17 protein-coding genes are annotated in these 20,949 nt (G+C 57.3%); 6 read left to right on the top strand and 11 right to left on the bottom strand.

The window, feature by feature from the left end; all coding sequences use genetic code 11:
• The 6 genes from nusA to pnp all read left to right on the top strand — a co-directional run bounded on the left by nusA (window position 1) and on the right by pnp (window position 8,391).
• The gene (nusA, locus tag OKC31_RS14815; protein WP_115544343.1) at window positions 1–1,503 is read left to right on the top strand and encodes a transcription termination factor NusA; all 1,503 of its coding nucleotides are present in this window, start codon (window positions 1–3) and stop codon (window positions 1,501–1,503) included.
• Window positions 1,504–1,523: 20 nt separating this feature from the next.
• Complete coding sequence (gene infB / locus OKC31_RS14810) at window positions 1,524–4,217, top strand: translation initiation factor IF-2 (protein WP_005338806.1); 2,694 nt, start codon at window positions 1,524–1,526, stop codon at window positions 4,215–4,217.
• A 55-nt stretch (window positions 4,218–4,272) separates the two neighbouring features.
• A complete protein-coding gene (rbfA, locus tag OKC31_RS14805) occupies window positions 4,273–4,710 on the top strand; it encodes a 30S ribosome-binding factor RbfA (RefSeq protein WP_005338799.1) in 438 nt (145 codons plus the stop codon).
• Window position 4,711: 1 nt separating this feature from the next.
• A complete protein-coding gene (gene truB / locus OKC31_RS14800; RefSeq protein WP_005338798.1) occupies window positions 4,712–5,662 on the top strand; it encodes a tRNA pseudouridine(55) synthase TruB in 951 nt (316 codons plus the stop codon).
• A gap of 144 nt (window positions 5,663–5,806) precedes the next feature.
• A complete protein-coding gene (rpsO, locus tag OKC31_RS14795; RefSeq protein WP_005338797.1) occupies window positions 5,807–6,076 on the top strand; it encodes a 30S ribosomal protein S15 in 270 nt (89 codons plus the stop codon).
• Window positions 6,077–6,243: 167 nt separating this feature from the next.
• A complete protein-coding gene (pnp, locus tag OKC31_RS14790) occupies window positions 6,244–8,391 on the top strand; it encodes a polyribonucleotide nucleotidyltransferase (protein ID WP_005338796.1) in 2,148 nt (715 codons plus the stop codon).
• Between the two features lie 98 nt (window positions 8,392–8,489).
• Here pnp and OKC31_RS14785 read toward each other — a convergent pair whose 3' ends face one another.
• The 11 genes from OKC31_RS14785 to OKC31_RS14735 form a co-directional block, all read right to left on the bottom strand.
• Entirely contained in the window at window positions 8,490–9,548 is a 1,059-nt protein-coding gene (locus tag OKC31_RS14785; RefSeq protein WP_257696682.1) for a protein-glutamate methylesterase/protein-glutamine glutaminase, read from the bottom strand.
• Window positions 9,545–10,036, bottom strand: a complete 492-nt coding sequence (gene cheD / locus OKC31_RS14780) for a chemoreceptor glutamine deamidase CheD (protein ID WP_201945757.1) — start codon at window positions 10,034–10,036, stop codon at window positions 9,545–9,547. The genes OKC31_RS14785 and cheD overlap by 4 nt, the downstream gene beginning before the upstream one ends.
• Before the next feature lie 3 nt (window positions 10,037–10,039).
• A complete protein-coding gene (locus OKC31_RS14775; protein WP_005349557.1) occupies window positions 10,040–10,843 on the bottom strand; it encodes a CheR family methyltransferase in 804 nt (267 codons plus the stop codon).
• Between the two features lie 57 nt (window positions 10,844–10,900).
• Complete coding sequence (locus tag OKC31_RS14770; RefSeq protein ID WP_257696683.1) at window positions 10,901–12,655, bottom strand: methyl-accepting chemotaxis protein; 1,755 nt, start codon at window positions 12,653–12,655, stop codon at window positions 10,901–10,903.
• Window positions 12,656–12,698: 43 nt separating this feature from the next.
• A complete protein-coding gene (locus tag OKC31_RS14765; protein ID WP_257696684.1) occupies window positions 12,699–13,268 on the bottom strand; it encodes a chemotaxis protein CheW in 570 nt (189 codons plus the stop codon).
• Window positions 13,269–13,280: 12 nt separating this feature from the next.
• Window positions 13,281–15,206, bottom strand: a complete 1,926-nt coding sequence (locus tag OKC31_RS14760; protein WP_257696685.1) for a HAMP domain-containing methyl-accepting chemotaxis protein — start codon at window positions 15,204–15,206, stop codon at window positions 13,281–13,283.
• Window positions 15,207–15,216: 10 nt separating this feature from the next.
• Entirely contained in the window at window positions 15,217–17,427 is a 2,211-nt protein-coding gene (locus OKC31_RS14755) for a chemotaxis protein CheA (RefSeq protein ID WP_270657116.1), read from the bottom strand.
• A 22-nt stretch (window positions 17,428–17,449) separates the two neighbouring features.
• Window positions 17,450–17,776 carry an STAS domain-containing protein gene (locus tag OKC31_RS14750; protein ID WP_005358513.1) on the bottom strand — a complete coding sequence of 109 codons (327 nt, stop codon included), beginning with the start codon at window positions 17,774–17,776 and terminating at the stop codon, window positions 17,450–17,452.
• 13 nt (window positions 17,777–17,789) lie between these two features.
• On the bottom strand, window positions 17,790–18,158 hold the full coding sequence (locus OKC31_RS14745) for a response regulator (RefSeq protein WP_005338778.1): 369 nt from the start codon (window positions 18,156–18,158) through the stop codon (window positions 17,790–17,792).
• A 9-nt stretch (window positions 18,159–18,167) separates the two neighbouring features.
• Complete coding sequence (locus OKC31_RS21710; protein ID WP_429061111.1) at window positions 18,168–19,382, bottom strand: methyl-accepting chemotaxis protein; 1,215 nt, start codon at window positions 19,380–19,382, stop codon at window positions 18,168–18,170.
• A gap of 256 nt (window positions 19,383–19,638) precedes the next feature.
• Complete coding sequence (locus tag OKC31_RS14735) at window positions 19,639–20,727, bottom strand: ketoacyl-ACP synthase III (protein ID WP_270657115.1); 1,089 nt, start codon at window positions 20,725–20,727, stop codon at window positions 19,639–19,641.
• Between the last annotated feature and the right edge of the window lie 222 nt (window positions 20,728–20,949).

Below are 20,949 nucleotides of genomic sequence, written 5' to 3'. Positions count from 1 at the left end.
ATGAATAAAGAGATTTTGCTGGTCGTTGACGCAGTATCCAACGAGAAAGCGGTACCCCGCGAGAAGATCTTCCAGGCTCTGGAAACCGCGCTGGCGACTGCGACCAAGAAGAAATATGAAGGCGAGATCGAAGTTCGGGTCGAAATCGATCGCAAGACCGGTGACTACGACACTTATCGCCGCTGGGTAGTCATTGCGGATCAAGCCGCGATGGAGAACCCCTATGCTGAAATCACCCTGGAAGCGGCACAAATTGATCAGCCGGATATCCAGATCGGTGAGTATGTTGAAGACCAGATCGATTCTGTGACCTTCGACCGTATCACTACCCAGACCGCCAAGCAGGTTATCGTGCAAAAAGTGCGCGAAGCCGAGCGTTCACAAGTAGTTGATCAGTTTAAAGATAAAGAAGGCACCATCATCAGTGGTGTGGTCAAGAAGAGCAACCGCGACAACGTCATCCTGGATCTGGGCAGCAATGCTGAAGCCGTGATCTTCCGTGATGACATGCTGCCGCGTGAAACCTTCCGCCCGGGCGACCGTGTCCGTGGCCTGCTGTATGCAGTGCGTCCGGAAGCCCGTGGTTCCCAGCTGTTTGTCAGCCGTTCCAGCCCGGACTTCCTGAAAGAGTTGTTCCGTATCGAAGTACCGGAGATCGGTGAAGAGATGATCGAAATCATGGGCGCTGCCCGTGATCCGGGTTCCCGCGCCAAGATCGCGGTGAAAACCAACGATCGTCGTATCGACCCGATTGGTGCCTGTATCGGCATGCGCGGTGCCCGTGTGCAAGCTGTCTCCGCCGAGCTGAGCGGTGAGCGCGCCGACATCGTGCTGTACGATGACAACCCGGCCCAGTACGTGATCAATGCCATGGCACCTGCCGATGTGGCCTCCATCATCGTTGATGAAGACAACCACACCATGGATATCGCCGTGGAAGCTGCCAACCTGGCTCAGGCCATCGGTCGCAATGGTCAGAACGTGCGTCTGGCCTCCCAGCTGACCGGTTGGGAGCTGAACGTGATGACCGTTGAGGACATGCGTGCCAAGCACCAGGCCGAAAACGACCGCATCATGAACCTGTTCACCAGCACCCTGGACATCGACGACGATTTCGCAGGTCTGCTGATGGAAGAGGGCTTCTCTACCCTGGAAGAGATCGCCTTTGTACCGGTCAACGAGCTGCTGGCTATCGACGGTCTGGATGAAGACATGGTCGAAGAGCTGCGCAAGCGCGCCAAAGATGCCCTGACTACCAAGGCACTGGCCAAAGAAGAGTCTTTCGATGGCGTTGAGCCGTCCGAAGAGCTGCTCAATCTGAACGGTCTGAGCCGCGAACTGGCTTACGCTCTGGCGGGCCGTGGCGTGGGTACCCTGGAAGATTTGGCTGAGCAAGGCATCGATGACCTTGCTGATATTGAAGGGCTGACTGCCGAGAAGGCAGGTGAGCTCATTATGGCTGCTCGCAATATCTGTTGGTTCGGAGAAGAGCAGTCCGAGTAAGATCAAACGGAGGAAAATGAATGGCAGAAGTATCAGTCAAACAACTTGCCACTGACATCGACACACCGGTTGATCGTCTTCTCCAGCAGTTTGTCGATGCCGGTATCAGCAAGAGCAAGGCCGACGACATGGTCAGCGAGTCTGAGAAACAGGCTCTGCTGGCACACCTGAAGAAACAGCATGGAGGTGACGAGGTCGCCGCTCCTGCCCGCATGACCTTGCAGCGCAAGACCAAGAGCACCATCAGTGTTCAGGGGACTGGCGGCAAGAACAAGGAAGTGCAGGTAGAAGTGCGCAAGTCTCGCACCTATGTAAGACGCTCGGCGCTGGAAGATGAACAGCGTCAGGCGGAAGCCGAGGAAACAGCGCGTTTGGAAGCAGAAGAAAAAGCTCGTCGCGAGGCCGAAGAGAAGGCTCGCCTCGAAGCTGAAGAGAAGGCTCGCCGTGAGGCTGAGCAAGCTCGTCGTGAAGCTGAGGAAAAGGCGCGGATCGAGGCACAATCAAAGGCTCGACAGGCTTCACAGCCCGCCAAAGCAGCCAGTAGCACAGCTCAGCAAGAGGCAGAAAAGATGGCCAAGCGCGAAGCAGAAGAACTGAAGCGCCAACAGGAACAAACAGCTTTGAAAAAAGCTGAAGAACTCGCCGCGAAGAAAGCCGAAGAGGCTCGTCTCATGGCGGAACAGAACGCAGCCCGCTGGGCTGAAGAAGAGGCCGCTCGCGCCAAAGAGAGCAGCGACTACCATCTGACCACCAACAAGCATGCGCAAGCCGCAGAAGACGAGTTGGATCGGAAAGAAGAGACCAGCCGCCGCACTGCCGCAGCAGCCAAGGCACCGAAGAAAGCCGGTCGTCGTGAAGATGATCGCGACTCTCGCAACCCGCGTGCCCGCAAAGGCAAGCGCGGCAAGGTCGCCATGCCGAACGCCATGAAGCACGGCTTCAACAAGCCGGCTGCCGTGGTGAACCGCGACGTCGTCATCGGCGAGACCATCACTGTGGCCGAGCTGGCCAACAAGATGGCCGTCAAGGGCGTTGAAGTCATCAAGGTGATGATGAAGATGGGGGCCATGGCCACCATCAACCAGGTGATCGACCAGGAGACCGCTCAGCTGGTCGCCGAGGAGATGGGTCACAAGGTTGTGCTGCGTCGTGAGAACGAGCTGGAAGAGGCGGTACTGTCCGATCGTGACGAGACCTCCGAAGCCAAGCCGCGCGCACCGGTCGTTACCATCATGGGTCACGTTGACCATGGTAAGACCTCGCTGCTCGACTACATTCGTAAAGCCAAGGTTGCTGCTGGCGAAGCCGGTGGTATTACCCAGCATATCGGTGCTTACCACGTCCAGACCGACAGTGGCATGATCACCTTCCTGGATACCCCGGGTCACGCGGCGTTTACCTCCATGCGTGCTCGTGGTGCCAAGGCGACCGATATCGTTGTTCTGGTTGTTGCAGCTGACGACGGCGTGATGCCGCAAACCATCGAAGCTATCCAGCACGCCAAGGCTGCCGGTGTGCCGCTGGTTGTTGCGGTCAACAAGATCGACAAGCCGGAAGCGGATCCGGATCGCGTCAAGACCGAACTGGCCCGTTACAACGTCATGTCCGAAGATTGGGGTGGAGACTGCCAGTTCGTGCACGTGTCCGCCAAGTCTGGCGAAGGCATCGACGACCTGCTGGAGGCCATCCTGATCCAGGCTGAAGTACTGGAGCTGAAAGCGGTGGTTGATGGCATGGCCAACGGCGTCGTGATCGAATCCTTCCTGGATAAAGGTCGTGGTCCGGTTGCGACCGTACTGGTGCAAGAAGGTACTCTGCGTCAGGGCGACATCGTTCTGTGTGGTCTCGAGTACGGCCGTGTTCGCGCCATGCGTGACGAACTGGGTCGCGAGATCAAGGAAGCGGGTCCGTCCCTGCCGGTGGAAATCCTGGGTCTGTCCGGCGTTCCCTCTGCCGGTGACGAAGCCACCGTTGTCCGTGACGAGAAGAAAGCCCGTGAAGTGGCGCTCTATCGTCAGGGCAAGTTCCGCGAAGTCAAGCTGGCTCGCCAGCAGAAGGCCAAGCTGGAAAACATGTTCGCCAACATGACCGAGGGCGAAGTGTCCGAAGTGAACGTGGTGATCAAGGCCGACGTACAAGGTTCTGTGGAAGCGATCTGTGATGCGCTGGTCAAACTCTCCACCGACGAAGTGAAGGTGAAGATCGTGGGTTCCGGCGTAGGTGGTATCACCGAAACCGACGCGACCCTGGCTGCTGCTTCCAGCGCCATCTTGGTTGGTTTCAACGTCCGTGCCGACGCATCTGCGCGCAAGGTCATCGAATCCGAGAGCCTGGATCTGCGTTACTACTCCGTCATCTATGACCTGATCGACGAAGTGAAGCAGGCCATGAGCGGCAAGCTGGCCCCTGAGTATCGTCAGGAAATCATCGGTCTGGCTGAAGTGCGTAGCGTCTTCAAGTCTCCGAAGTTCGGCGCTGTTGCCGGCTGTATGGTTACCGAAGGTGTGGTCAAGCGTTCCAACCGTATCCGCGTTCTGCGTGACAACGTGGTTATCTATGAAGGCGAGCTGGAATCCCTGCGCCGCTTCAAGGATGACGTCAACGAAGTTCGCAACGGCTACGAGTGTGGTATCGCGGTCAAGAACTACAACGACGTGCGCGAAGGCGACCAGATCGAAGTTTACGAGACTGTTGAAATCCAACGGACTCTGTAAGCCGAGAGTTAGACAAAATAGGGGGCCGCGGCCCCCTTTTATCGCAGGATAGAATATGGCCAGAGAATTCAGCCGGACCCGTCGGGTCGGACAGCAGATCCAGCGTGAAATCGCGCTGATCCTGCAGCGCGAGGTGAAAGACCCGCGCATCGGCATGGTGACTGTTTCCGATGTGGAAGTGTCCCGTGACCTCAACTATGCCAAGATTTACGTCACCTTCTTGCAGCTGGAAAATGATGCCGAGCGCATCAAGGAAGGCTTGCAGGGTCTGACCGAAGCAGCCGGATATATCCGTAGTCTGCTGGGCAGTGCCATGCGTCTGCGCGTGGTGCCCGAGCTGCGTTTCTACTACGACCAGACCCTGGTCGAGGGGATGCGTCTCTCCAACCTGGTGACCAACACTGTGCGTGAAGACAAGCGTCGCATGGCCGAATCCGGCCGTGACGAAGAAGCTGAATCCGCACCGGATGACACGACTGAGGATAAAGCCTGAGATGACCCGAAGACGTCGTTTCAAGGGCCGTGATGTGCACGGCATTCTGCTGCTGGACAAGCCGACCGGCCTGACCTCCAACGATGTGTTGCAGAAGGTCAAGCGCATCTACAACGCCGCCAAGGCCGGTCACACCGGCGCACTGGATCCGCTGGCGACCGGCATGCTGCCGATCTGCCTCGGCGAGGCCACCAAGTTCTCCCAGTATCTGCTGGAAGCGGACAAGCGCTATGAGGTGACCGCCAAACTGGGCGAGCGCACCAACACCAGCGACTCCGATGGTGAGGTGGTCTCCACCCGTCCGGTGAACGTGGCTGTCGGTACCCTGATCGAGGCGCTGGACCAGTTCCGTGGCCCCATCATGCAGGTGCCGTCCATGTACTCCGCGCTCAAGCACAACGGCCGTCCGCTCTACGAATATGCCCGCGAAGGCATCGAGATCGAGCGAGAAGCCCGTCCCATCACCGTATTCGAGCTCAAACTGCTGAGCTTTGAAGGTGATGAGGTGCGCCTTGAAGTGCACTGCAGCAAGGGCACCTACATCCGCTCTCTGGTGGATGATCTGGGTGAAGTACTGGGTTGTGGCGCCCACGTGACCCAGTTGCGTCGTACCCAGGTGGCCAGCTATCCGTATGAGCGGATGCTGACTCTGGAGCAACTCGAGTGCATCTTCGAGCAGGCCAAGGCCGAGAGCATCCCGCCGCGCGAGCAGCTGGATCCGCTGTTGTTGCCGATGGATACCGCCGTAGCAAGCTTGCCCGAGGTGAACATGCTGGCGGTTGTGGCTGCCTATGTGAATCAGGGCCAGGCCGTGCAGGTGGCGGGTGCGCCGCAAAGCGGTCAGGTTCGCATGACGGTCGGCCCGGAGCGCGAGTTCATCGGGGTTGGCGAGATTGATGACGATGGCCGCGTCGCTCCCAAGCGACTGGTGCGTTATCACGACGAGGAGTGATCCTCAGGCGGTATCAGCGCGTCTTTCCCGTTTCGCCTCTTTATCGTTGCGAAAAGGGGCGGGGACGATTATGATACCGCCCTCATTTCACGGCTGAATTAGAGATTGGCTGTGAACCTTTAAACACTCTACTGGAGTATTACCATGTCTCTAAATGCTGAGATCAAAGCTCAAATCGTTGCTGACAACGCTCGTTGCGCCAACGACACCGGTTCCCCCGAAGTGCAAGTTGCCCTGCTGACTGCCCAGATCAACCATCTGCAAGGTCACTTCAAAGAGCACTCCAAGGACCACCACGGTCGTCGCGGTCTGCTGCGCATGGTTTCCCAGCGTCGTAAGCTGCTGGACTACCTGAAGCGTAAAGACTCCGAGCGTTATGCTGCTCTGATCGCCAAGCTGGGTCTGCGTCGTTAATCGACCATCAGATTTCGCGAAAAAGGGGAACCGTCAGGTTCCCCTTTTTTATTGCTCTTCAAGCCGTTGCCTGCCTCACAGAATTCGCGTCACCGCTTACCTTTTGCATCGAATCAAGTATACTTGTGCGCGAATTTAAAGAGCCAAATTGTAAAAAGGAAATTCACGTGAATCCTATTGTAAAGTCATTCCAGTACGGTCAACACACCGTCACTCTGGAAACCGGTGTGATGGCCCGTCAAGCCACTGCGGCCGTTATGGTCAGCATGGACGATACCTGCGTATTTGTGACCGTTGTCGGCAAGAAAGAGGCCGATCACGGCCGTGATTTCTTCCCGCTGACCGTCAACTACCAGGAGCGTACCTATGCTGCTGGTCGTATCCCGGGTGGTTTCTTCCGTCGTGAAGGCCGTCCGAGCGAAGGCGAGACCCTCATCTCCCGTCTGATCGACCGTCCTATTCGTCCGCTGTTCCCGGAAGGCTTCCTCAATGAGGTTCAGGTCGTTGCGACCGTAATGTCCGTGAATCCGGCCGTATCCCCCGACATCGTTGCCATGATCGGTGCCTCTGCTGCACTGGCCATCTCCGGTATCCCGTTTGGCGGCCCGATCGGTGCTGCTCGCGTGGGTTACATGAACGGTCAGTATGTGCTGAACCCGACCACCACCGAACTGCCGCAGAGCGACTTGGATCTGGTGGTTGCCGGTACTGCCAATGCCGTGCTGATGGTTGAGTCCGAAGCGGCCATCCTCTCCGAAGAGGTCATGCTGGGCGCCGTGGTATACGGTCACGAGCAGATGCAGACCGTGATCAATGCGATCAACGAGTTTGCCGCTGCCGTCGGCACCAAGCCGTGGGACTGGACTCCGCCTGCCGTCAACGAAGCTCTGAAAGCCAAGGTTGCCGAGCTGGCGAGCGCCGAACTGGGTGAAGCCTACCGCATCACCGAGAAGGCTGTTCGTTACGAAACCATCGCGGCCATCAAGGGTCGTGTGGTTGAGCAAGTTATCGCTTCCGGCGTGGAAGAAGATGCCAAGAAGATCGGCGAAGAGTTCCACAGCCTGGAAAGCCGCATCGTTCGTGGTCGCGTAGTACGTGGTGAGCCGCGTATCGATGGTCGCGATCCGGAAATGATCCGCGCCCTGAGCGTAGGTACCGGTATTCTGCCCCGTGCCCACGGTTCTGCCCTGTTCACCCGTGGTGAAACTCAGGCCATCGTGGTGGCCACTCTGGGTACCGAGCGTGACGCCCAGAACATCGACGAGCTGACCGGCAACCGTGCCGATCGCTTCATGCTGCACTACAACTTCCCGCCATACTGTGTCGGTGAGACTGGCATGATGGGTAGCCCGAAGCGTCGTGAAATCGGTCACGGCCGTCTGGCCAAGCGCGGCGTTGCTGCCGTGATGCCGAGCGCCGCCGAGTTCCCGTACGTGGTGCGCGTGGTCTCTGAAATCACCGAATCCAACGGCTCCTCCTCCATGGCGTCTGTCTGTGGTTCCTCTCTGGCGCTGATGGATGCCGGTGTGCCGATCAAGGCCTCCGTTGCCGGTATCGCCATGGGTCTGGTGAAGGAAGAAGAAGGTTTCGTCGTGCTGTCCGACATCCTGGGTGACGAAGATCACCTGGGCGACATGGACTTCAAAGTAGCCGGTACCACCGAAGGTGTGACCGCGCTGCAGATGGACATCAAGATCGAAGGCATCACCAAAGAGATCATGGAGATTGCGCTGAAGCAAGCTCGTGGCGCTCGTCTGCACATCCTGAAAGTGATGGATGAAGCTATCCAGGCTCCCCGTGCCCAGATCTCCGATTTTGCACCGCGTATCCACACCATCAAGATCAATCCTGAGAAGATCAAGGACGTGATCGGTAAGGGTGGTTCCGTGATCCGTGCGCTGACCGAAGAGACCGGCACCAACATCGAGCTGGATGATGACGGTACTGTACGTATCTCCGCCGTGGCCAACGAAGCCGCCATGGAAGCGATCCGTCGCATCGAGGCTATCACCGCCGAGATCGAAGTGAACCGCATCTATGAAGGTAAAGTTGTTCGTCTGGCCGATTTCGGTGCATTCGTCAACATTCTGCCGGGCAAAGATGGTCTGGTACACATCTCCCAGATCACCGACGCTCGCGTGCAGAACGTGGCTGACCACCTGACAATCGGTGACGTGGTCAAGGTGAAGGTACTGGAAGTGGACCGTCAGGGCCGTGTACGTCTCTCCATCAAGGAAGCGAACGCCCCGACCGAAGCAGCTGCACCTGCTGCTGACGCCGCTCCGGCCGCTGAAGAAGCGCCTGCTGCAGAGTAATCTACTCGCCTGATACCGGATTGGTTCCGGTTGATGTAAAAAGTCCGGCTCCCCAATGGGAGCCGGACTTTTTTATGGGCAAAACGCGCGATAAGGGATTACTTGCCGAGGATGGCGTACTGCATCTCTTGTAAGGGGAGCACATGGCGGGCGGCTCCCAGCTTGATCGCCTCCTTGGGCATGCCAAAGACCACGCAGGATGCCTCATCCTGGGCATACGTGTTGGCACCCGCATCCAGCATCTCGCGCAATCCCCGGGCTCCGTCATCCCCCATGCCGGTCATGATGATGCCGGTGGCATTCTTGCCGGCATATTTTGCAACGGAGCGAAACAGCACATCCACCGAGGGGCGATGGCGGTTGATAAGCGGCCCGTCGACCACCTCGACGTGATAGTAGGCACCGCTGCGTTTGAGCAGCATATGCTTGCCTCCGGGGGCAATCAGCGCCAGCCCCGGGATCACCCGGTCATTGTTCCTCGCCTCCCGCACTTCTATCTGGCAGACCCCGTTCAGGCGTTCGGCAAACATGGCGGTAAATTTCTCTGGCATGTGCTGCACGATGACGATACCGGGGCTGACCCGGGGCAAGGCAGTCAGCACGGCTTCCAGCGCCTGGGTGCCGCCGGTCGAGGTGCCGATGGCGATGAGCCGCTCGGTGGTTTGTGCCATGGCGTGCTGGTTGGGCGCCAGCATGGTATCTGCGTTGAGTTTGGTGCTGACCGGCACAGAGGATGGCTTGCCCACGCGCTTGAGATTGGCCTGGGCCGCAGCACGTACCGCCATAGCCAGGTCGTGGGCAGATTCTTGCAGAAAGCTTTTTATCCCCATGGTCGGTTTGGTGATGATGTCCACCGCGCCGGCAGCCATTGCCTGCAAGGTGGTCTCGGCCCCCTTTTCGGTGAGGGAGGAGCAGATCACCACCGGGGTTGGATGCTCTGCCATGATCTTGGAGAGAAAAGTGATGCCATCCATACGGGGCATCTCCACATCGAGCACGATGACGTCAGGCCACTCTTTCTTCAGTTTTTCCTGGGCAAACAGGGGATCCGATGCCGTGGCGATCACCCGGATATCAGGCTCCTGCTCCAGCACCGCTTGCAATACCTGTCTGACCACGGCGGAATCATCCACCAGCATGACCCGGATCTGCTTCATTCTCGCGACTCCCGTTGATGTGGCAGACGATGATGGCGGAGCCAGACACTGCCGTTGCTGAGCTCAAAGAGCAAGCTTCGGTGGCCGCTATGGCCAAGATGATGAGCCTTGATATCAAGGCCAAGGTGTCGGGCCAGCTGCCAGGCTGCCTGAATATTTTTGGCGGCGACATTGTTGTCGCTCTGTGCGTATTGAGGTTCGGTAAACATGTTGCCACCCCCGAACAACTTGGCCTCATATTCATGGATGGGGGCGGGATAGTGACTGGCCGCTTGCAGCAGCAAGGCGAGGGCTTCATCGGCATAGCGCCCATCCAGCTTGGCAGAGGGATTGCGCCTACATGGCAGCATGTAGTGACACATTCCTCCCTGTTTCTGCTCCGGATGCCACAAGGTGATGGCAATACAGGAGCCCAGTACGGTTCTGACCACCACATCCTCCTTGCCAAAAAAGAGCTCTCCCGGTTGCAGGATCACCTCCCGAGTCATGACTTATCTCTTCTGATAGATGGAAGGCGAGACAAGCTGCAGGCCGTGGTGCAGGCCATGCAGGCTCTCGGCGTGGCTCACCAGCAGGTAGCCACCGGGTTTGAGTCTGGGTACCAGCCGCTGCAATACTTGCCCTTTGGTCTCCTTGTTGAAGTAGATCATCACGTTTCTGATGAAGATGACGTCAAACATGCCGATGTCCGGCAGATCCTGATTGAGGTTGATCTGCATGAACTGCACCTTGTCCCGCAACTTGCGATCGATGATGAAGATGCCCTCCTGCAGGCCCACACCCTTGAGGCAATATTTCATCAAAAAGGGCAGTGGAATATTTTGCGCCCGCTCGATGGGGTAGCGACCGCTCATCGCCTGTTCCAGCACCCGGGACGAGATATCGGAGGCCAGGATCTCCCAATTGAAGGTGCTGCGTTTTTCCGCGAGGGTCATGGCCAGACTGTAGGGCTCCTCGCCGGATGAGCTGGCAGCGCTCCAGACCCGCAGCGATTGCTCGGGCGGGAGCGCTGAGACTATCTCTCGCGTTAGAAACTCGAAGTGTTTGGGCTCCCTGAAAAAGTAGGTTTCGTTGGTGGTAAGGAGATCAAGCGCCAGCTGCAGTTCGCTGCTGCGATCGTTCATGATGAGCTGGAAATAGTCGTCATAACTATCCAGCTCATAGTGGCAGAGCCGTTTCGCCAGGCGGCTGGCCACCAGCGCCTTCTTGGCTGGAGACAGCTCTATCCCCGCCGTTTGATGAAGCCAGCGTTGGAAACGGGAGAACTCATCATCATGCAGCTGGGTTTGATACAAAAAACAGTCCCTCTACCTGTGTTGTCGCTGATGGGAGAGGCAACGCCTCTCCCATGACTAGAACCGGACAAAATCGCCATCGCCGATGGGGCGTTGGACTGTGGCGCCTCGTTCCCGACTGTTGGCATTGCTCTCGTTCATGAAGCGACCTCGGGTATTGGGGTGAAGATGCGAGGTGGCTGCTTTAACTTCTTTGGTGTGGGCCTCCAGGGTAAAGAACTCCATGGCCAGTTGCAGCTGTTCAGCCTGGCTGCTCATCTCTTCTGCTGTGGCAGCCAGCTCTTCGCTGCAAGAGGCATTCTGCTGGGTAACCTGACTCAGCTGGTTCATGGCCTGATTGATCTGGCTGACACCGGTGGATTGCTCAACCGAAGCGGCACTGATCTCCTGCACCAGATCCGAGGTCTTGTTGATGGAGGGCACCATTTGATCGAGCAGGCGACCTGCTTTTTCCGCCATCTCGACACTGCTGGAGGCCAGCTCACCAATCTCCTGTGCTGCCACCTGGCTGCGTTCGGCCAGTTTGCGCACCTCCGCGGCCACTACGGCAAAGCCTTTGCCGTGATCGCCTGCCCGCGCCGCTTCGATAGCCGCGTTGAGTGCCAGCAGATTGGTCTGGTAGGCGATGTCATCGATGATGCCAATCCGTCTGGCGATCTGCTTCATGGCATCCACAGTCAGTTTGACCGCTTCTCCTCCCTCTACGGCCTCTTTGGCTGCCTTGCTGGCCATGCCATCGGTGACCTGGGCATTGTCGGTATTCTGGTTGATGCTGGCGCTCATCTGTTCGATGGAGGCGCTGGTCTCCTCCATGCTGGAGGCCTGTTCACTGCTGGATTGGCTGATCGACTGGGCGGTCGCGCTTACCTGCTCGGCGGCACTGGAGAGGTTGTCAGAGGCGCCGCGCACTTCGGTGACGATGTTGGTGAGCGAAGCGATGGTCTTGTTGAGCGCATCCTTGGTGGTGCCAAACACACCGGGGTAGTCCGCCTCAATCTGTTGGGTCAAATCACCTTTTGCCAAACATTGCACGACCCGGATGACGTCGTTGAGGGTGCTGTCGATCACTTCTGCAATCTGGTTGATCCCTTCTCCCATCGCCTGAAAGAAGCCGCTCTTGCCAGCAAGTTCCATCCTGCGGTGCAGCTCGCCATTGATCACGGCCTGCACAATGTCGGACATCTCTTTCTCTATCATCACCTCCTTGGTTCTGTCGGCCCATTCGACCACGGATCCCAACCGTTCTCCGGTATCGTTGAAGACCGGATTGGCGATCAGGGAGAAGGTGCGCCCCCCCAGCTGTATCTGGGTGCGGTAGGTGCTGTTGAGTTTGGCCAGCATGGCGCGCTGATGGCCGGGATTTTTATGAAAGCTGTCGATGTTGGCGCCCATCAGCTGATTGGCGTTGAAGCTGTAGAGCTCTTTCTTGATGTCGGTCTCAGCCTGATTGAGCATGCCGGTCACAGCCTCGTTCATATAGATAATGTCGAGGTTGGTATCGGCAATCATCACGTTGGTGCTGGCGCAGTCGAGGGCTTTGCGAACCAGCTGGTTCTCATGGAGTAACATCTGGTTCTTTTTAATGTCGTTGCGGCTCTGTTCCAGCTTGTCACTGAGCAAGGTGACCACCTCGTTGATGGCATGTCCTACTTCACGCAAGGGGCTATCCATACCGGAAAGATCGAGTGGTGCTGGAACCTGCTCTGCCAGGACTGCGTGTTGCAGCTGGCCGATTGCGTCGAGTAACTGGGTCCGCTGCTTCACTTCGGTGGCATTGTCTCCGAAGAGTTTTCCTAAGAGTGATTGGGTCATGAGCGTTTCCTTATGCTGCATGTCGTGGAGTATGGAGGCCTGTTCAGGAGGGTTGAAGGTTGCCTTGTGGCAACCTTGCCTGTGGCTGGGCCAGTTCGTTGAGTTGAGCCATCTCATCGAGTGACAACACTTTCCCGGTATCGATGAGGATGACGAATTTGCCGTTGACCTTGCCCATGCCGCTGATGAAATCGGCCCGGATGCGGGCACCAAAACTGGGTGGGGGCTCGATATCTGCTTGTGGGATACCCAGTACTTCCGATACGGAATCCACCACAACGCCAATATCCTGACCTACAGGTTCATCGCCCTGCGGGGCCATCCCCTCAATAATGACGATGCAACTGCGGCGAGTGATGACCGAAGGTGCATTGCCAAAGCGGGCATTCAAGTCTACGACCGACACTACCGCTCCTCTGAGGTTGATTACGCCACGAATAAAACCCGGCATCATCGGAACCGGAGTGATATTGCCGTATTCGATGATCTCTTTGACCCCCAGAATATTGATGGCGAACATCTCGTTGTTGATCAGAAATGTCAGGTACTGGGCATCGCCACTGCTCTCGTCAGCGGCCGCTGATGGCACCGTGATGTCGGTGAATGTATGCATGGTCGCCTCCGGTTAAAAGCGGACAAAATCCGCGTCATCAATGGAATGGGATGATGGTTGATTGGGCTGGCTGGCCCGTTGTGGGGGGGCGATGAAACTGCCTCTGGGAGGCATGCCCTTGTGGCCGGTTTCATTGGGCCTGGTGTTGAGCTGCGCACTTTTCTCCAGAGCAAAAAAGGCCATGGTTTGCTGCAGTTCGCTGGCTTGCGAGCTCATCTCTTCGGCCGTGGCCGCCAGCTCCTCGCTGCTGGCCGCATTCTGCTGTGTCACCTGATTAAGCTGGTTCATGGCCAGACTGATCTGGTTGGCTGCGCTGGCCTGTTCCCCGGAAGCAGCATTGATCTCTTGTACCAGATCAGAGGTTTTGCGAATGGAGGGGACGATCCTCTCCAGCAGGTTGCCAGCCCGCTCTGCCTTGCTTACGCTGTCGGAGGATAGCTCGCCAATCTCCTGCGCTGCGATCTGGCTGCGCTCTGCCAGTTTTCTCACCTCGGCAGCAACCACCGCGAAGCCTTTGCCATGCTCTCCGGCGCGAGCCGCCTCAATGGCGGCGTTGAGGGCAAGCAGGTTGGTCTGGTAGGCAATGTCGTCGATGATGCTGACTTTCTTGGCGATTTGCTGCATGGCGGTCACCGTCTGTTGAACGGATTGGCCCCCTTCGGTGGCCTCCAGCACCGAGTTGCTGGCCATGCTGTCGGTGATCTTGGCGTTCTCGGTGTTCTGATTGATGCTGGCGCTCATCTGCTCGATAGAGGCGCTGGTCTCTTCAACGCTGGCTGCTTGCTCGCTGGTGGCCTGGCTCAATGCCTGCGCCGTATTGCTCACCTGATTGGAGGCATTGGTCAGGTTGTCGGCGGCGTTGCGTACCTCTTCGATGATATTGGTCAGCGCAGTGATGGTCCGGTTGAGGCCGTCTTTGGTCTGGCCAAAAATTCCTGGATAGGGCTCATCGATCCGTTGGGTCAGGTCACCCTTGGAGAGCGCGGTGGCAATGCGCATCACATCTTCCAGGCTGGTATCTGTCACATGGGAGAGGCGATTCAGCAGCTCGGATACCCGCTTGATGTAGCCCTGACGATCCTCCAGCGCAATCTTGTGGCTGAAGTCGCCCTGTTCGACAGCGGCGGTGACCAGCGTCTCGATATCCGTGATCAATGCCCCCAGTTTCTTGACCATGTTATCCATCGCCATCAAGAGCTGACCCGCTTCATCGTTGGACTCTATCTGGATCGATACATCCAGATTGCCATCGGCCAGACTATTGGCCACGCGCAGAGCCTGTTCGATGGGGGTGATGATGCTTTTGATCAGCAGGGTGCCAAACCAGGCTGCGAGTCCGATGCCGACCGCGATAACCACCGCCATGGTTATCAGCATCACGTCATACCAGGATTGCGCAGCGGTATATTCCGACTTGGCCACATTGAGCTGCAGGTTGACCAGCTCGGTGATTTTGTTGCCTATCGGGTCGATGGAGCCATAGAGGGCACCGTCAAAATTGTTCAGCATGCCAGTAATCATGCCGTGCTGGGTGGCGAGGTATTTCTCCAGCTTGCCAATATCAGTATCGGCCGCGTTGAACAGGGTTGTCGCCTCGGCTGACAAGCGCTGTTCATCCGGTGTGAGGGTGGTGGACTGGTAGTGATGCCACTCGTTTTTGATTGTCTGCTGTGCCTGTTGTATCTGCTTCAAAGCCTCTTCTGCCGAGATCAGCCCCGCATTGGCCTTGTTGAGGTTGTCGATGATCGAGACGGCATAGCTGTCGGAGATAGTCTTCAGCTGCTTGAGGGGAACCACCCTGTCATTGTAAACGCGCTGCAACCCGGTATTGCTGCTCTGCATGTTGTATAACCCGAGGCTGCCAACGGCCAGCAGCAGCAGGCAGAGCATGCAGAGCAGTACAATAAGACGCAATTTGATGGTGGAATTTTTTAACATGATGGTCCCCTCAGTTGATGCTGGATTGAGGCAGGTTGCGCGACACTGTCAACCTGTTGAGCTGACAGGATTCCTGAGTGATTGCGTGCTGGATCAGCGAAGGAATGTCGAGGATCAGGGCGACCTCTCCCCCCCCCAGAATGGTGGAGCCACTGATGCCCTGCAGGCGCTGGAACAATTTCCCCAACGGTTTGATGACGGTCTGGAATTCTCCCAGCAGTTCATCCACTACCAGTCCGGATTTTTTGCCTGCATGGCTGACCACGACAATGTTCTCGCGCCGCCCTTTGCTGCCATTGGTATCGAAGTAGTGTTGCAGGCGGATAAAGGGCAGCACCTCGCCACGCAAATTGATGTAATTGCGACCCTGGGTGTCGGACAGTGCACTCTGGGTCAATTCAACGCACTCGATCACCATATCGAGGGGAATGACGTAGTGGGTGTCGCAGACTCGTACCAGGAAGCCGTCGATGATGGCAAGGGTAAGCGGCAGACGGATCTGCACACGGGTTCCTTTTCCAGGGATGCTGTCCAGATCGACCGTGCCGCGCAGGGCAGTGATGTTGCGTTTGACGACATCCATGCCCACCCCGCGACCGGAGAGGTTGGTTATCGCCTCGGCGGTAGAGAACCCCGGCTCGAAGATCAGGTTGTATATCTCCTGATCCGTCAGCGTGGTGGTTGGGCTGATCAGACCGCGCTCGATGGCTTTTTGCTGGATCCTGGCTTTGTTGAGACCAGCTCCATCATCCCGAATTTCGATGACGATACTGTTGGAGTCGTGATAGGCATTGAGATTCAGGGTGCCACGGGGGGATTTGCCTGCCAGCAGCCGTTGCTCTGCCGATTCGATGCCGTGATCCATCGAGTTTCTGACCAGATGCATCAGCGGATCGCCGATCTTCTCTACCACCGATTTGTCCAGTTCAGTCTCGGCTCCGGAGATTACCAGAGTGATATCCTTGTTCAGTTCCTGACTGACATCGCGCACCACCCGCTGGAAGCGGTTGAAGGTATCGCCGATAGGCACCATTCGCAGGCGCAGTGCACTGTCGCGGATCTCTTCCACCAGCATGGCAATGACTGAGGTGGCTTCCTGCAGTTGGCTTTCGCGGGTACGTTGGGCCAGCAGATTGGCTCCTGAACTGGCGACTACCAGCTCCCCGACCAGATTGATTAGATCGTCCAGTTTGTCGGCATGTACCCTGACGTAACGGCCCTCTTTGCTCTTGCTCTCCTTGGTCTGATTCTGTTTTTTCAGGGCGGCATCGACGACGGCTTCGTTGACGGCACCCTGCGCAATCAGGATTTCTCCGAGTTTGGGCGCTTGTTCTGCCGGGGTCGCTTGTTGTGCCTGCAGACCGCTGGCTAACTCCTCTGCAGTCAGGGCGCCGGTGTTGACCAGCAACTGCCCCAGCATGACGCTATCTTCCGGCAGCGACTCGATCAGGTTGATGAACTCGGCGATCTTGCTGTGGGGCGGCAAGATGGTGATCTGACAGTCATCTCTGACAAATTCAAAGACATCGCTGATGGCCGTCTTGTCTGCCTGCGAGTCGAAGTCTATCTCGTAGCCGAGGTAGCAATTCTCCGGATCGAACTGCTCCCAATCCGGTAACGCCTGATGGATGGTCTCCACCGAGCATATGGTTCCGAGGGTGCCGAGATAGCGCAGAAATGCGGCTGGATCCATGCCATTGCGCAGCACATCGGGGCCAAAACGCAGGGAGATATGCCACAGGGAGGCGGAGCTGGTAATTCCTCCCTCTTTTTCGATCTTGGGTTCCGGCATATGCACAGTATCTGGCAGCGTGGCATGGGGGATGCACTGATGACGGGTGAGGGTGAGCCTCAGCCGTTCATCCTGGTTGGCATCGCCCTCGCTTAACGTGCTGCCCTGTTCTGCAACGACACTGATGAGCGTCTGGATGTGGTCACAGCTCTCCAGCAGATCCTTGATCAGAGGAGAGGTGACGGTGAGCTGCTGATTGCGGATCTGGTCGAGCAGATCCTCGACGATATGGGTAAACCCGACGATTGGTTGCAGACCAAACAGGCCAGCCGACCCCTTGATGGTATGAGCAGCACGGAAGATGGCACCAATCAGCTCGCTATTGTCAGGGTCAGATTCCAGTGATAGAAGGGCTGACTCCATCTCTTCAAGCAACTCGCGTGCCTCGGCGATATAGGTTTGTAAAGCCTGATCAAGATCGATGCTCACGGTGACTCCTTGTCATGGTGGCTCAGGGCCGTTCGCCATGGGTGATGAGGGTGGGGTCGCCAAAAAAGGCCGAGAGCTGGCAGAGCTCCAGCAGTTCAAGCACAACATGGCTGTGCCAGACCAGCGCCAGGGAGGAGCCTTGCTGCAGAGCGGTTTTCTTCGCTGCCAGCAGCAATTGCAGCCCGGCGCTGTCTATCTCGGATACCGCCGCCAGATTCAGCTCCAGTTCGTTCCCCTGATGTAATAAGGGTGAGAGAGCATCTTTCAGCTCGCTGACTGTATAAATGGTGATCTCATCCGGCATGGTCACCACTACCTTGTTGTCGAGTAGCTCACTCTGTAGTTGCATGATGCGCTCCGGATCACGGCATGATGAGCTTGGCGACTGCGGCCAGCATCTGTTCGGGCTGGAAGGGTTTGACTACCCAAGCTTTGGCTCCTGCGGCTTGTCCCTCCTGCTTCTTGCTGTCCTGAGACTCGGTGGTCAGCATGATGACTGGGGTAAATTTGTAGTTGGCCAGCTTTTTGGCCTCTTTGACGAAGGTGATGCCATCCATGTTCGGCATGTTGACGTCACTGATGATCAGGTTGATCTTCTTGCCATCTAGTTTGTTGAGCGCATCTTTGCCGTCAGAGGCTTCCATGACCTCATAACCGGCTCCCTTGAGGGTCATGCCCACGACTTGGCGAATAGTTGCCGAGTCATCCACGATCAGGATCGTTTTGCCCATATCTCTCTCCTAGAAAAATGTGATGTCGGCGCTGCTTGGTTGCGCGTTGACAGAACGGGTGGTGCGACCATGGTGAATATTGCGCTGTTCGTCGGTGGCGTATGAGAGCTCCATCTCTGCCAGCCAGCGATTGGCATCAATCTGGATTGGCCCTGTCGCATTGCTGCTCTGCTCCGAAGCAACCAGATGGCTTGAGAGGCTCTCCATGTTTTGTCTGACGTGGCTGAGGATCTGGCTGACCCTGTCTTGAAATTGAAGCGAGACAATGACGCTGGAGATTTCGCGATGGATATCGGTGCTCTCGTTTTGCAGCAGGGAGGCGGATTCCGCCAGGCTGTCAGTGGCATGGCGAAAACGGGCCAGTACCTGTTCGATTGTTTGCTCCGAATTGAGCGCCGAGGCGTGATCCCGTGCGGCAGCATTTTCGGCAATCTGGAAGGCGCGGCCGATAGCAGTATTGATGGTGTCTACCTTGTCGGTCATCTTCTGGGCGGTTTCGCTGGAGAGGCGGGAGAGGTTGCGCACTTCATCAGCGACCACAGCAAAGCCACGGCCTGCTTCCCCTGCACGAGCTGCTTCAATGGCGGCGTTGAGGGCCAGCAGGTTGGTCTGGGAGGCGATTTTGGCCACATCCATGGCCATGGTGTTGAGCTCTATGGTGTAGGTGGTCAGGCTTTTTATCTCACCCAGCATGGCGTCCCGATTGGCCTGGGCGGAGTGCAGGATTGCCACTACCTCATTGAGCTGCTGTTGGCTCTCGCTCAAAACTCCTGCCATGCCACGGGAATTGGCATCACCCAGTTCTCCGGCTGCCAGATGAGAAGCATTGACTGCTTCTTCCAGCTTGTTGGCCAAGCCGCTGAAGCGTTGAGTCAGGTCAATCATCGCGGCTTCGGTTTGTTGACGAGAGCTTTCAATTTGCTGGGACCAGATTGGTAGAGCCTTCTCACACACCTGTTCGAGCCCGATGATGGAGTGGGCGAGAGGACCGGTCGCGACGGTTTGTTCCTCTCCTGCACGATGTCGGTGTGTGTGCTGGTGGAAGTGACTCGATGTCCAGAGCGCGGCGGCAATACCAACCAGCACATTGAGCAGCAGATAGAGAGGTGACAGCGCATCGGCAAGCTGCAGCAACAGGCAGCTCAGCAGAGCAAGACCGATGCAGCAAATCCAGCAAACCGGTTCCCAAAGCGGTGTGTTCACGCCACTTTTGTGTTGTGCCATACGTAGCTTATCCCTGTGCAATTATTTGGTAAGAGGTAAAGGCGCAGGACCGAAACAGTCATGGTGCCCCTTGACGCTCTTTTCTTTATTTATAGTTGGCACAATAAGGTTAGCGGAAAAAAATTAATTGGCTGCAAATCGGAGTTGTTTGTATCAGCGATTGCTGTATCAAGCGGCTTGCGAAGTGGGGGGGGGGAGTGCTAGGTGGGGATGAAAAGGAGAGAAGGAGCCTGAGGATTCAGGCTCCTGATGAGGATCAAGCCTCGTTGGCGTGAGCCTTCTGGCAACCTTCCACGGCGTGAGCAATCAGTTCCAGTGCGCTCTGGTCGCAGGGGGGCAGTTCCGCCTCGCACGCCTTGATGGGGGTGACGCGATCGCCCCACTTGATGATGGCTGCGCCCCAGGTCAGGCCGGCACCGAAAGCGGCGGTCAGCAGATAGGAGTTCGGCTTGACGCGGCCCTGCTCCAGCGCTTCGCACAGGGCGATGGGCACGGTTGCGGCGGAGGTGTTGCCGTAGTTTTCGATGTTGACCATCACCTTCTCCATCAGCGCATTCATCCGTTTGGCGAGGGTCTCGATGATACGGATATTGGCCTGATGGGGAACGATCAGGTCGACTTGCTCCGGCGCAATACCGGCCTGCGCCAGCACAGTGCTGGTGGCTTCCCCCATTCCGCGTACGGCGCGTTTGAAGATCTCCGGGCCTTCGAAGTTGAAAGTGAACAGCCCATCGATATCGGCAAAACGCACCCGGTCAGTACCGAAGTTCGGTACGTGCAGGATCTCCCGCGCTTCGCTGTCACAGCCCAGCTTGTTGGCGATCAGGCCACACTCCTGCTCGCTCGCCTCGATTACCACGGCACCGGCACCATCGCCAAACAGCACAGCGGTATCGCGGCGCGCCCAGTCCAGCAGATAGGTGAGGCGCTCGGCGCCAATCACCAGCACCTTCTTCATCATGCCGGTCTGCACCAGCGAGGTGGCGACGGAGAGGGAGTAGACGAAACCGGTGCAGGCTGCGTTGAGGTCGAACACGGCGGCATTGACTGCGCCCAGTTTCTTCTGCACGGCAGAGGCGGCGCTTGGCAGCAGGTTGTCCGGGGTGGCGGTGGCCAGGATGATGCCATCGAGATCGCTGGCCTCCAGACCGGCACAAGCCAGCGCGCGGCGACCGGCCAGGGTGGCGAGATCCGAGGTGCTGACATGGGAGATCCGGCGGGCCTTGATGCCGGTGCGCGGATAGATCCACTCGTCTGACGTATCCATGATGGTGCTGAGGTCATCGTTGGTCAGCACGGAGGGAGGCAGGCATTTGCCCCAGCCGGTGATATTGGCGTATTTCATCTTGTTACCGCTTCTCAAAGTGGATCGCCCGCGGGCGGAAAATCGTGCAATTATGCCGTACGAGACAACCACTGTCATCTTGTGGTCATGGTGATGTGCGGGGGGATCCGCTGTGCCATCTGGTCGCAAAGGGCTGCAACGTGCTGAACATGGCAGGAAATTTTGCTTAAAACGCGGGACTCCTCTGCCCTAAGATAGGCGTTTCCCCACCGATGAGGGTAT

The organism is Aeromonas sp. Y293-4, assembly GCF_027705905.1.
GTDB classification, from domain to species: domain Bacteria; phylum Pseudomonadota; class Gammaproteobacteria; order Enterobacterales; family Aeromonadaceae; genus Aeromonas; species Aeromonas veronii.
The sequence above is the reverse complement of the archived record's forward strand: the minus strand, read 5'-3'. Positions and strand labels throughout refer to the sequence as shown.